The sequence below is a fragment of the Dokdonia sp. Asnod2-E02 genome, assembly GCF_045063915.1.
Lineage (GTDB): Bacteria > Bacteroidota > Bacteroidia > Flavobacteriales > Flavobacteriaceae > Dokdonia.
This window is the reverse complement of the sequence record NZ_JBEFNX010000005.1, coordinates 1,063,691-1,076,008: the sequence shown is the minus strand read 5'-3', so window position 1 is coordinate 1,076,008 and position 12,318 is coordinate 1,063,691. Positions and strand designations below refer to the sequence as shown.

General features: G+C 38.1%; 14 protein-coding genes. 4 read left to right on the top strand and 10 right to left on the bottom strand.

Going from position 1 to position 12,318, the window contains the following annotated elements:
- The first annotated feature begins 103 nt into the window (after positions 1-103).
- Entirely contained in the window at positions 104-955 is an 852-nt protein-coding gene (locus ACJJVM_RS04850) for a hypothetical protein (RefSeq protein ID WP_298351578.1), read from the top strand.
- Here the strand turns inward: ACJJVM_RS04850 and ACJJVM_RS04845 are convergent.
- The 7 genes from ACJJVM_RS04845 to ACJJVM_RS04815 form a co-directional block, all read right to left on the bottom strand.
- Positions 936-1,187: a hypothetical protein gene (locus tag ACJJVM_RS04845; protein ID WP_298351581.1), complete on the bottom strand. Its 252-nt coding sequence runs from the start codon at positions 1,185-1,187 to the stop codon at positions 936-938. The genes ACJJVM_RS04850 and ACJJVM_RS04845 overlap by 20 nt on opposite strands.
- Positions 1,188-1,268: 81 nt before the next feature.
- The gene (locus tag ACJJVM_RS04840) at positions 1,269-1,820 is read right to left on the bottom strand and encodes a sigma-70 family RNA polymerase sigma factor (RefSeq protein ID WP_298351584.1); all 552 of its coding nucleotides are present in this window, start codon (positions 1,818-1,820) and stop codon (positions 1,269-1,271) included.
- Positions 1,821-1,890: 70 nt separating this feature from the next.
- Positions 1,891-2,367: an SRPBCC family protein gene (locus tag ACJJVM_RS04835; RefSeq protein ID WP_299150615.1), complete on the bottom strand. Its 477-nt coding sequence runs from the start codon at positions 2,365-2,367 to the stop codon at positions 1,891-1,893.
- 5 nt (positions 2,368-2,372) lie between these two features.
- The gene (locus ACJJVM_RS04830) at positions 2,373-3,287 is read right to left on the bottom strand and encodes a TIGR01777 family oxidoreductase (protein ID WP_405210963.1); all 915 of its coding nucleotides are present in this window, start codon (positions 3,285-3,287) and stop codon (positions 2,373-2,375) included.
- A gap of 3 nt (positions 3,288-3,290) precedes the next feature.
- The gene (locus ACJJVM_RS04825; protein WP_405210962.1) at positions 3,291-3,671 is read right to left on the bottom strand and encodes a hypothetical protein; all 381 of its coding nucleotides are present in this window, start codon (positions 3,669-3,671) and stop codon (positions 3,291-3,293) included.
- Between the two features lie 5 nt (positions 3,672-3,676).
- Positions 3,677-4,114, bottom strand: a complete 438-nt coding sequence (locus ACJJVM_RS04820; protein ID WP_299150621.1) for a hypothetical protein — start codon at positions 4,112-4,114, stop codon at positions 3,677-3,679.
- Positions 4,115-4,201: 87 nt separating this feature from the next.
- The gene (locus tag ACJJVM_RS04815) at positions 4,202-4,705 is read right to left on the bottom strand and encodes a GbsR/MarR family transcriptional regulator (RefSeq protein ID WP_298351593.1); all 504 of its coding nucleotides are present in this window, start codon (positions 4,703-4,705) and stop codon (positions 4,202-4,204) included.
- Positions 4,706-4,793: 88 nt separating this feature from the next.
- On the opposite strand from ACJJVM_RS04815, the gene ACJJVM_RS04810 reads away from it, so the two are divergent.
- Positions 4,794-6,014 carry a glycosyltransferase gene (locus tag ACJJVM_RS04810; protein ID WP_405210961.1) on the top strand — a complete coding sequence of 407 codons (1,221 nt, stop codon included), beginning with the start codon at positions 4,794-4,796 and terminating at the stop codon, positions 6,012-6,014.
- A 40-nt stretch (positions 6,015-6,054) separates the two neighbouring features.
- Here the strand turns inward: ACJJVM_RS04810 and ACJJVM_RS04805 are convergent, their stop codons facing one another.
- The 3 genes from ACJJVM_RS04805 to ACJJVM_RS04795 form a co-directional block, all read right to left on the bottom strand.
- On the bottom strand, positions 6,055-8,085 hold the full coding sequence (locus ACJJVM_RS04805; RefSeq protein WP_405210960.1) for a M3 family metallopeptidase: 2,031 nt from the start codon (positions 8,083-8,085) through the stop codon (positions 6,055-6,057).
- Between the two features lie 262 nt (positions 8,086-8,347).
- Positions 8,348-8,827: a 5-(carboxyamino)imidazole ribonucleotide mutase gene (purE, locus tag ACJJVM_RS04800; protein ID WP_299150633.1), complete on the bottom strand. Its 480-nt coding sequence runs from the start codon at positions 8,825-8,827 to the stop codon at positions 8,348-8,350.
- A 10-nt stretch (positions 8,828-8,837) separates the two neighbouring features.
- A complete protein-coding gene (locus ACJJVM_RS04795; RefSeq protein ID WP_405210959.1) occupies positions 8,838-9,992 on the bottom strand; it encodes a 5-(carboxyamino)imidazole ribonucleotide synthase in 1,155 nt (384 codons plus the stop codon).
- Between the two features lie 138 nt (positions 9,993-10,130).
- Here ACJJVM_RS04795 and ACJJVM_RS04790 point away from each other — a divergent pair, with 138 nt between their 5' ends.
- Both ACJJVM_RS04790 and obgE read left to right on the top strand, forming a co-directional pair.
- Positions 10,131-11,246: an adenylate kinase gene (locus tag ACJJVM_RS04790; protein ID WP_081965013.1), complete on the top strand. Its 1,116-nt coding sequence runs from the start codon at positions 10,131-10,133 to the stop codon at positions 11,244-11,246.
- Between the two features lie 49 nt (positions 11,247-11,295).
- Positions 11,296-12,294, top strand: a complete 999-nt coding sequence (gene obgE, locus ACJJVM_RS04785; RefSeq protein WP_375252967.1) for a GTPase ObgE — start codon at positions 11,296-11,298, stop codon at positions 12,292-12,294.
- Positions 12,295-12,318: the final 24 nt, after the last annotated feature.

Here is a 12,318-nt window from a genome sequence, read left to right as displayed (position 1 = left end):
AAATAATGCAATGAAACCGATTTTTAGTACATAATTCACAATGGGAGTACTAATGTTTTCAACCATATAGGTGGCTTATTAACAGTTGTAGTACTTTTGTCTAATGCAGAGCATAAAACGTCTTTTTGATTTTTATATAAATAGTAGCACTCACGTGAGTTTATCTGTTGTAGCACTAGGGTGGATTACCTATTTATCATTAGACATAAACGTTAATTTTGTGGTGCTAAGTTTTTTGTTTTTTAGCACTGTGACGGGATATAATTTTGTTAAATATGCCGAAATAGCTGGTTTACATCACCGTAGTCTAGCACAATCCCTAAAAACAATCCAAATATATTCGGTTATATGTGGAGTAGGTATGCTGGTGACTTCCTTATTTATGTCACTAGAGGTGTGGGTTGCTTGTGGCATACTGGGGCTTGTCACGCTGCTGTATGCTATCCCTTTTTTTATGCCAAAAAACACAGCTTCACTCGTAAAAGGAAATTTGCGTAGTGTAGCTGGTCTCAAGATTTTTATAATAGGTGTCGTGTGGAGTGGGGTTACGGTAATCTTGCCGGTCTTGCAAGATGGAACTATTACTTGGGATGTAGGTGTTATATGTATACAGCGCATATTGTTTGTGCTAGCGCTTATGATCCCTTTTGAAATACGAGATATGGTTTTTGATAATCCAGCTCTTAAAACTTTGCCTCAAATAGTGGGCATAAAAAAAGCCAAAATCATTGGAGTGATTTGGCTTTTATTATGCTGTGTATTAGAATTCTTTAAAGATGAATTTAATCTTGATACCTTTTTAAGTCAGCTGTTTATTATGATGGTAACTAGTAGTTGTATCTACCTATCACAAAAACGCTCTGCAGCTACTATGTACTTTTCTTCCTTTTGGGTAGAAGGAATACCATTGTTATGGCTGTGGCTTGTACTTGTGATTAACTATTTGAGCTATTAAGCTGTTCTTGAAGGCGTTGTTTCATTACCTCTTTTTCAGAGGTACTCACCGTTTGCACGGTAGGATTATTTACAGCCTTAGTGAGTTTAGAATTTCTCATAGAGTATTTTCTACAAGCACGGCAGTAAATAAGGTGTATATTAAGACGCACCTTTTCCATAAAAGTAGCCTCTTTATACTGGTTCTTGTCGCAAATGTGGTTAGCCTCGTGACATTCTGTTTTTAATTTCATTTCTTAAAATTTAGACCCTTGAGAGGGTTTCTTTTTAACTATGTAATCATATTGATTACGATTTTTTTATTCAGCTTGGGGTTATAGCCAGTCTTTTTCCATACAACTAGCCATAGCCGTTCGGGCTCTGTGTATGATCACCCAAAAATTAGACGGAGTAATATCAAATTCATTACAAATGGCTTCAGTATCAAAGTCATCTATAGTTTTCATCTTAAAAATGCGGGCTTGTTTTTCTGGCAGTTTACCTAAGCAATTAAAAATTGCCTCGCCTAGCTCTACGTTTTGTATGCTATCCTCAGCAGTTTTATCAAAGGGGTCTGCTACGCGTTCTTCTAGCCAGTCACCTTCACTTTCTTCATCCTTATAATTTATACGTACTTCTGCCTTACCCTTTTTAGAGTTGCTCTTACGATAATGATCTATAATTTTACGTTTTAAGATCGAGATGAGCCAGGTGCGCTCTGTCGCCTCACCCTTAAAATTCTTCATAGATTTTAATCCCGCAAGAAATGTTTCGGAAATAAGATCTTGTGCCACTTCGCGATCATTTACACGGGCAATCGTATAGTTAAAGAGGTAGTCAGAATATTGATCTACCCACTTTGTGGGGTCAATTTGATTAGTTGCCATATAATAAAGGTCGCATTTGTGGGATTTAAATAACAGCCAAATATAAAGTTTTTCTTATTGCCGTGCTTTTTTACGCTTTCGCGAAAGCGGAATCTCCACCGTTTTCTAGTGTGTGTTTGAGATGCGCGTTCCTTTTTTTTATGAGACGAGTTAAATAATTATAGAGGACTGTTCTATCAAAAAAGTCTCCGGCAAGACCATATGGAGTTTTATAAGTAATGATATCCTGCATTTTAGTGCTACCATTCTGGTCTATGAAAATGTGCTTGTGGTGGAAAGACTTAAACCTACCTTTAATCATTTCATCTACAAAGCTTGTATAGGGTTTATACTCTGAAATAAGACTCGTGTGCGTTAACCAAAGGCCGAAATGTTTTCCTCGCCAGGTAACCGTTTCATCCTTTTTAATGCAACCAGAAGTTACACCAGCTATGGCTTTTTCTTGCGATTGATCCATAGACTGCATATGAAAGTCTATGTTGAGCGATAGTTTAAAAACAGCCGCTACCGGAGCATTAATTATAGTTTCAAGTTGTATGGTGCTCATAGTTATTAAGCTAGTAAGTTATATAGTGCTTTCTTTAATTCTGGGTGTGTAAAAGTAAATCCAGCTTTTATTAACCGTTCTGGTATCACATACCTGCTTTTAAGAAGTAATTCGGTTTCTGTTCTAATGATAAAAGCTCCTATCTCTAAAAGTGGTTTTGACGCAGGAAGACCAAAGGGAACTTTCAAAACAGATCTCATATACTTCATAAGTTCGCTATTAGTTGTGGCCATAGGGGAGACTATATTAAATGGCCCTTTTAAAGTATCGTTTTTAATTAAAAAGTCTAAGCTTCGCACAAAGTCATCTTGATGTACCCAGCTGAATTTTTGTTTACCATCGCCTTGTTTGCCACCTAGGCCTAACTGAGTTATTTTTTTGATAGGTTGTAGTGCTCCTCCATCCTTTCCTAAAACGATAGAAGTACGTAGCGCAACTTTGCGAGTAAGTGGAGTATTGCTGTCAAAAAAAGCTTGCTCCCACGCCTTTGCAACTTCGACAGAAAAGCCAGTGCCTACCTCACCATTTACCTCTGTCATAGGTTTTTCTAGCGAGTGTCTGTATATAGTAGCTGTAGATGAGTTAAGCCACACCTGTGGCGGATTGCTGCACTGAGAGATAGCCTTAGCTATAATGGTTGTCGTGTCTACTCGTGAGTTTAAAATTGCGTTTCTGTTCTTTTTGTGATAACGACAGTCTACAGATCTACCAGCCATATTTATGACTACATCTGTATCTTCAAATTCGTTTTTCCATCCTGCTACATTTTTTGCATCCCACAGTACTGTACGAACATTGTGAGAAGGTGCTTTTTGCTTTCGCGAAAGCAAAACTATTTCCTCAAATTGATTTTGAAAGTGGTTAATAAGTATACTGCCTAAAAAGCCACTACCGCCAGCGATTATTAATTTTTTCATCATTGCCTATTTTTTTTTATTTGATACGATTGAGATGTCTTTTTCTTGCGAGGTAAGTGTATACTCGCTCTGCTTGTATGTGAGTATTAAAAAGTAGATACTTAGAGCAATGCCTAGTATGATAGGAAGCCAAAACAAGAAGTCAAACGATGAGAAATAGTTTAAACATAAAAGAAGCGAAAGGCTCAAGACCGTTACAACTCCATATATTATAAAGTACTTCTTGAGATGGGGTGCCACGTCAGACCAGCGAAATAGGAGGTACACAAAGCAACATACTTGTATGGCTCCAGTTATGGGCAGGAAAAGTAGACCTATGTAGTACAGGAGAAATAGAAAAGCGTTAATGCTTACTAAGATCTTGTTGAGTAGGTATATTGTTTTCATAATTATCAGTTTAAAAGAGATGAGACATTATTAATAAATAGAATTGTAAAGACTACTGCAAAGAGCACAAAAAGTATATTCATACAATAGCCTCCTATTTTGAAAATTTTATCTTTAGGGATATCATACATAGGGTAGTATGCAATCTGTGTTGCTACTTTACCCACCCAGTAGGCTGCGATTAACCCTGTAAGAGCTATTGCTAGTTTGCTTTGGTTTTGTAATTCATTAGTAAGAAGTATTGCTATAAGTCCAAAAGAGAAGTTTAAACCCTGTATGTACCTACCATATGTTTTTGCAATTTCTTGATTGAGTGGTTTTAATTTTTTTACATCAGTATACCAGTCAAAAACGCGATGGCGGATATATGGATATATCAATGCTGTAAAAATCTGGCCTATACCGCCTATAATAATTAACCAATTTGGAATGGGAATATTCATAATATTTATATTTCAGAAATTATTGAAACTTTAAGTGAAATAAAAAGCACTTTCACAGTGCTCCTTAAATGTTATGGTTAACAATTGTTACTTCATTAACTTCATAATTGTTTTTGTAATCCAGCTTTCTTTATAGTCTGTAATTTTTTCTAGCATACTATCTGCTCTAGATACAAACTCATAAAGCTCAGCCGTTTTGGTCTTGAAGTGGGCAGCCTCTGTAGAGCCTGTTTCTTCTATACTACTTACTTCTTGCAAGACACGTAGCGTAGGTTTTATCTCTCTCTTGCTTCTTTCTTTGGCTATTTTTCTGGCAAGCTCATCTATGTTACTTTCGGCTACAAAATACTCTCGGCGTTCACCCGTTTTATACTCTTTAAAGATAATTCCCCAGTCTATAAGTGCTCGCAGGTTCATACTCGCATTTCCTCTAGAGATATAAAGTTCACCCATAATATCTTCCATACTTAACGCCTCTGGAGACACCATAAGTAAGGCGTGTATTTGAGCCATTGTCTTATTAATGCCCCATTGCGTACCTAGCGCTCCCCAAGTTTGTATAAACTTATTTTTTGCTTGATCAAATTCCATACGTCAAATATAAGAATGTTATTGTAATTTCAAAAATAAATGAAAGTTAAATTTTTACTGTCAGTTTTGTTATTCCTATTTTTGGATTATGAATGTACTTGTAATCTCAACAGTTTGGGTAGAGCCCACTTCTTCGGCAGCAGGAAGTAGGATGTTACAGCTGCTTACTATTTTTAAAGAAAAAGGCTGGAATGTCACCTATGCAAGTACAGCCGGAACTTCTCAAAATGCAATCTCGCTAAGTGATTTTGATATTGAGACCGCAACGATACAGCTTAACGATGATTCTTTTAACGCTTTCGCGAAAGCGTACAACCCCACCATCGTACTCTTTGATAGATTTATGGCAGAGGAGCAATTTGGCTGGCGAATAGACGAAGCGTGCCCCAATGCTCTAAAAATACTAGACACCGAAGATCTGCACTGTCTAAGAAAAGCAAGAGCGCAAGCCGTAAAAGAAGAGCGAGTTTTTGAACCCAAGGACTTAATTTCTGATATCGCCAAAAGGGAGATAGCCTCCATTTACAGATGTGATCTCACCTTGATGATCTCAACAGTAGAGATGGATTTGCTACAAACTTTTTTCAAGGTTCCTGCGTCATTATTACATTATGCGCCATTTCTAGTTTCTGCACTTGAGAGTGATTTTGTTCCTTTTAAAGAGCGAGCGCATTTTATAGCCATAGGCAATTTTATACACCCACCTAACTGGGATGCCACCCTAGAACTAAAAAAACATATTTGGCCACACATACGCCAGCAACTGCCGCAAGCAGAGATGCATATTTATGGCGCTTATGAGCCAGAGAAGGCATTACAGCTGCATAATCCCAAAGAGGGGTTTTTGGTAAAAGGAAGAGCAGAGAGCGCTCATCAGGTGATAAGAAATGCCAGAGTTTTACTAGCACCGCTTAGGTATGGGGCTGGCCTTAAAGGTAAATTTATAGATGCGATGCAATGTGGCACTCCATCTGTAACAACAGAGATAGGAGCAGAGGGAATGAACCAGCACTTAGACTGGCCCGGCAGTGTAAATGATGATTATGATGCATTTATAAAAGCTGCAGTCTCCTTATATAGTAATGAGTCAAAATGGCAAAAAGCCCAAGAAAATGGCGTAAGGATAATTAATACCAATTTTCAAAAAGATACTTACGCCAGCCTGCTTACAGATACATTACAGCACCTGATGGATAATTTGATTATGCATCGTGCTGCAAACTTTACAGGCCAGATGTTACAACATCACACAATGCGTAGCACACTATTTATGTCAAAATGGATAGCAGAAAAAAACAAAAAGGAGTAAGCCACGCTTACTCCTTTTTAATTTTAATCGACTTAATAAATTAATCTATAAGTCCTGCTCTTTTGAGTAGTGCTTCTGGTTTAGGTTCTTGACCTCTAAAACGTTTATAGAGTGTCATAGGGTCCTCAGTTCCTCCTTTTGAGAGTACGTGGTCCTTAAACTTAGTTGCTACGTCTTTATTAAATATCCCTTGTTCTTTAAAATATTCAAAAGCATCTGCATCTAGTACTTCTGCCCATTTGTAACTATAATATCCAGATGAGTAACCTCCTTGAAAAATGTGAGCAAAAGCTGTACTCATACAGGTCTCTGGAGTGTCTGGATACAAAGCAGTGTTGCCAAAGGCTTCTTTTTCAAAAGCTTTTACATCTGTTATATTGCTTGGGTCTTGCCCGTGCCACGACATATCTAGTAACCCAAAGCTAAGTTGTCTCAATGTTTGCATTCCTTCTTGAAACGTTGCTGCGTCTTTTATTTTTTGAACAAGCTCCATAGGGATTACTTCGCCAGTTTCATAATGAGTTGCAAAGAGCTCTAGAGCTTCTTTTTCATAACACCAGTTTTCTAGCACTTGGCTAGGTAACTCTACAAAGTCCCAGTACACAGAAGTTCCAGATAGGCTAGGGTAGGTAGTGTTTGCTAGCATACCGTGTAACCCGTGACCAAACTCGTGAAAGAGTGTTGTAACTTCATTAAAAGTAAGTAGGGATGGCTTGCTAGGTGTAGATGGAGTGAAGTTACAAACGTTAGATATATGTGGTCGCTCATTTACTCCATTCTCAATTTTTTGACCTTTAAAAGAGGTCATCCAGGCACCACCACGTTTTCCCTTTCTTGGGTGAAAATCTGCATAAAAAAGAGAGATGTAATTACCATCTACATCTGTAACTCTATATGTTTTTACATCCTTATGATATACATCTACATCTGTTACCTGCTCAAACTGCAAACCAAAGAGACGTGTTGCTACTTCAAACACACCATTTATTACATTTTCTAATTTAAAGTAAGGTTTGAGTTGCTCGTCATCTAGGTTAAAGAGTTCTTTCTTTAGTTTTTCAGAATAGTAAGAACCATCCCATTTTTGAAGTGCGTCTATACCGTCTTGTGTTTTTGCAAAATTTTCTAATTGTGCAAACTCTCTCTCTGCTGCAGGTTTTGCTTTTTCTAAGAGTTCGTTTAGAAAATCTTTAACCTTAGCTGGCGTTTGTGCCATACGTTCTTCAAGTACAAAATGGGCGTGCGTATCATAACCTAGTAGCTGTGCACGCTCGTGACGAAGGTTAACAATCTCAATGACGTTTTTTTGATTATCGTACTCATTACCTTTAAAGGCTTTACTGCCAAAGGCAAGAGAAAGCTCTTTGCGTAGCTCACGATTATCTGCATATTTCATAAAGGGAATGTAGCTAGGGTAGTCAAGTGTTATTACCCAGCCTTCTTTATCTCTAGAAGCTGCCTCTGCTGCAAAGGCTTCTTTTGCACTTGCAGGGACTCCAGCAAGATCTTCTTCATTTGTGAGGTGAAGCTCGTAGCTGTTTGTTTCTGCCAAGATATTTTCGCCAAAACTGAGTTTTAATTTTGCGAGAGCTGTATCAATTTCGCGTAAGCGTGATTTTTTATCTTCAGGTAGGTTTGCTCCATTACGAGCAAAACTTTTATATTTTTTTTCTAATAACGTTTTTTCTTCTACAGAAAGATCCAAATCATCTTTCTGGGCGTATATACTTTTAATACGCTCAAACAGTGTCTCGTTAAGAGTAACATCATTGCTAAAAGCGGTAAGAAGTGGCGATACTTCTTGTGCTATTTTTTGAATAGCCTCAGAGGTCTCTGCGCTATTAAGGTTAAAAAACACACTAGAAATACGATCTAGTTGTTGTCCAGAATAGTCAAGAGCAGCAATCGTGTTTTGAAAGGTAGGCGCCTCAGTATTATTTGTAATAGCATCTATCTCATTACGATTAATTTGTATCGCTTCTATAAAGGCTGGCTTAAAGTGCTCGTCCTTAATAGTATTAAATGGAGCTTCATTAAAGTCTTGTAAAAGTGGATTAGATGTAAGTGACATAAGTGCTTTGAAAATTAGAATTCGTTATAAATGAGTCATTTATCGAAAAAATAACGCATTTTGTCGATATATGCGATATTTTTTTTATGTTCGCTATGTCTATTTGAAATAGGCATATATTTGAGAAAATATGAAATTGATTTCCCCCAATCGATGTAGATATTACGAAAGGTTTGATTAATATTTAGAATGGTTAATAAATACAGTATCAATCCCCCAACAACTGCATTGATAAAGACCGCTCGTAAGAGCGGTCTTTTTTTTATTTAATGCTTTTTGCGCCTTCTATTACTTTTTGCTTAAGCCCTTCTTTATAGTCAAGCATTTTATCTTGAAGTGCGCTATCTCTTGCGCCTAGAATTTGTGCTGCAAGTATTCCAGCATTTTTTGCGCCATCTAGGGCTACTGTTGCGACAGGTACTCCGCCTGGCATTTGTAATATAGAGAGCACAGAGTCCCACCCATCTATAGAGTTGCGAGACTTAACTGGTACGCCTATCACTGGTAATGGTGATAAGGAAGCAACCATACCTGGAAGGTGAGCAGCGCCACCAGCACCAGCTATGATTACATTTATGCCACGCGTATGTGCATTTTTACTATAATCAAAAAGTTTATCTGGTGTGCGGTGTGCACTTACAATGTCTACCTCTATATCGATATCCATCTCTTTTAAGAAGTCTATAGCTTCTTGCATTACTGGGAGGTCACTCGTGCTTCCCATTATGATTCCTACTTTCATCGTGTTTGATTTATTGTGCGATTACTTTTATGCTTCCTTTTACCTTTTCGGCTACAGTTCTTGCTTTTTCTATATTGTGATCTACAATAGTTACGTGACCCATTTTTCTAAAAGGGCGCGTCTCCTTTTTACCATAAATATGAGGGGTTACCCCGTCCATACCCATTATATGCTCTATGTTCTCATATTTTACTTGGCCAGTATAGCCTTCATCTCCTACTAGATTTACCATTACAGAAGCAACTTTACTATCTGTATTGCCTAGTGGTAGATCTAAAATGGCTCTGAGGTGCTGCTCAAACTGGTTTGTAAAACTTCCTTCTATACTGTAGTGACCACTATTGTGTGGTCTTGGAGCTACTTCATTTACAAGAATCTCATCATTTTCTGTCTGAAACATTTCTACCGCAAGTAATCCCACGTGACCAAAAGCGTTAGAAACTTTCTCTGCAATATCTCGTGCTTTTTGAGCTACGGTCTCATCTATACGAGCTGGGCATATAACATACTCTACCTGGTTTGCCTCTGGATGAAACTCCATCTCTACCACAGGATAGGTTTTAACCTCTCCAGATAAATTGCGAGCTACTATTACGGCCAGCTCATTTTTAAATGGGATCATCTTTTCTGCTATGCAAGGTACTTCTGGTAAAGTGTCAAGGTCACTTGCGGTGCGCACTACAGATACTCCTTTGCCATCATAGCCTCCTGTACAAGATTTCCAAATAAATGGTAGGTTGTCTAGCCATTGTGGAGATCCTTTTACCGCTTTCGCGAAAGCGTACTTCTCATAACTTGCCGTCGGGATGTTGTGCTTTTTATAAAAGTCCTTTTGTACACCTTTATCTTGTATGTTTCGTAAAACTGATGGTTGAGGATACACTTGTATGCCTTCCTTTTCTAACGTCTCTAGGGCATCGATGTTTACACTCTCTATCTCAAAGGTGAGTACATCTACCTTACGGCCAAATTTTACTACAGTATCATAGTCCATAAGACTACCTTGTGTAAAATGATTGCAGGCAATCTTGCAGGGAGCCTCGTTGCTCGGGTCAAGTACGTAGGTCTGTATATCATACTTGCGGGTGTCATAAAGCATCATTTTACCTAGTTGACCACCACCTAAGATGCCTAATTTAAATTGAGAAGAGAAGTAATTTTTCATAGCATATAAGTTTTCGCGAAAGCGAAAAATAGTGGTTCAAAAATACAAAATCGTCTGAGAGTAACTCATAATTATGTATTCATATCGAGATAGCTATAAGGACTGATTTTCAAATACTATCTTTGCCCTTTATTATTTATGAAAAATACAATTACACTTCACGACCTAACGTTTGAAAAATCTATTTCAAAAACAGATGTGCAACACGCTGTAAACGGTGTGGCTGTGCGTCTTAATGAAGATTATAGAGGTAAACGACCGGTGTTTCTTACAGTGCTTAATGGTGCTTTTTTATTTAGTGCAGAGCTCATAAAAAAGTTTGACCACGAGTGCGAGATGAGCTTTATCAAGGTGGCTAGTTATGATGGAACTCAACAAAGCGATGAGATTCATACCGTAATGGGGGCAGAGCCGTCACTAAAAGGACGAGATGTAATTGTAGTAGAAGATATAGTAGACTCTGGTAATACCATAGAGACTATTATAAAAATACTTGAACAAGAAGAGGTGGCGTCATATCGTATAGCCTCACTTTTATATAAACCAGAAGCCTATAAGAAACCGTATAAGGTAGATTATATAGGTCTGGAAATTTCTAATGATTTTGTGGTAGGGTTTGGTCTAGATTATAATGGTCTAGGGCGTAACCTCACATCAATATATAAACTTAAAAAAACTCATATGACCAATCTGGTTTTATTTGGCCCTCCAGGTGCCGGTAAAGGAACACAAGCCGAAGTTTTAAAAGAGAAGTATGACCTAGTACATATAAGTACTGGTGATGTTTTTAGATACAACATAAAAAACGCTACAGAACTTGGAACACTGGCAAAGTCTTATATAGACAAAGGACAATTAGTGCCAGATACTGTTACGATAGATATGCTTAGTGCAGAGGTAGAGAAAAACGCAGATGCAAAAGGATTTATTTTTGACGGCTTTCCTCGTACAGAAGCTCAGGCAGATGCTCTTGCAACACTACTGGCTTCAAAAAATACAGAGGTTGCAGGTATGGTTGCACTAGAGGTAGATGATGAGGTGCTTGTACAGCGATTACTTGAGCGTGGTAAAACTTCTGGTCGTGCAGATGATGCAGATGAGGATGTGATACGTAATCGTATAAAAGTATATTATGCAGAGACGGCAATCTTAAAAGGATACTACGAGAAGCAAGATAAGTACCACGGAGTAGACGGGGTAGGAAGTATAGAAGAGATTACTGCAAGATTAAGTGACGTGATTGACACGTTATAGATTAGTGAAGAACTAATCATTACAATTAAATATAAAGGCTAGCTGAAAGATGACTGAAGGAAATTTTGTAGACTATGTAAAGATTCACACAACCTCTGGTAATGGGGGGTCTGGATCTGCGCACTTACACCGCGAAAAGTTTATAGAAAAAGGAGGCCCAGACGGTGGTGATGGTGGTCGTGGTGGACATATTATAGTGCGAGGTAACTCAAACTTATGGACACTTATACACCTTAAATTTAAACGTCACTTGAGAGCTGGTCACGGAGGTAATGGTGCAAAGTCAAGATCTACTGGCCTAGACGGAGAAGATACCTATATAGACGTGCCTCTAGGTACTACAATAAAAGATACAGAGACAGATAAAGTCTTGTTTGAAATCACAGAGGATGGTCAAGAGTTTATCGCTGCCGAAGGTGGTATGGGAGGTCGTGGTAACTGGCACTTTAAAAGTAGCACTAACCAGACACCTAGATATGCACAACCAGGTATAGATGGCTATGAAGTCTCACTTACCTTAGAGCTTAAAGTTCTGGCAGACGTAGGTCTGGTAGGTTTTCCTAATGTAGGGAAGTCTACATTACTAGCATCTATCACAGCAGCCAAACCAAAAATCGCAAATTATGAGTTTACCACTCTTAAGCCTAATTTGGGTATTGTAGAGTACCGCGATTACAGGTCATTTGTAATGGCAGATATACCAGGTATTATAGAAGGAGCCTCAGAGGGTAGAGGGATAGGCCACCGATTTTTACGTCACATAGAGCGTAACTCTACATTGCTCTTTATGATTCCGGCAGATGCAGATAGTATCTCAGAGCAATACGAGATTTTGCTCAATGAGCTTAAAAAGTATAATCCAGAAATGCTCGACAAGAGCAGAATGATTGCTATTACAAAAAGTGATATGCTGGATGATGAGCTTAAAGCAGAGCTTTCTGAAGAGCTAGATAGAGAACTTCCTATTCCATATTTATTTATCTCTGCAGTTGCACAACAAGGTCTTGTAGAACTTAAAGACGCCTTGTGGAAAATGATGAATGAGTAGTTTTACGCTTTCGCGAAAGCGTGA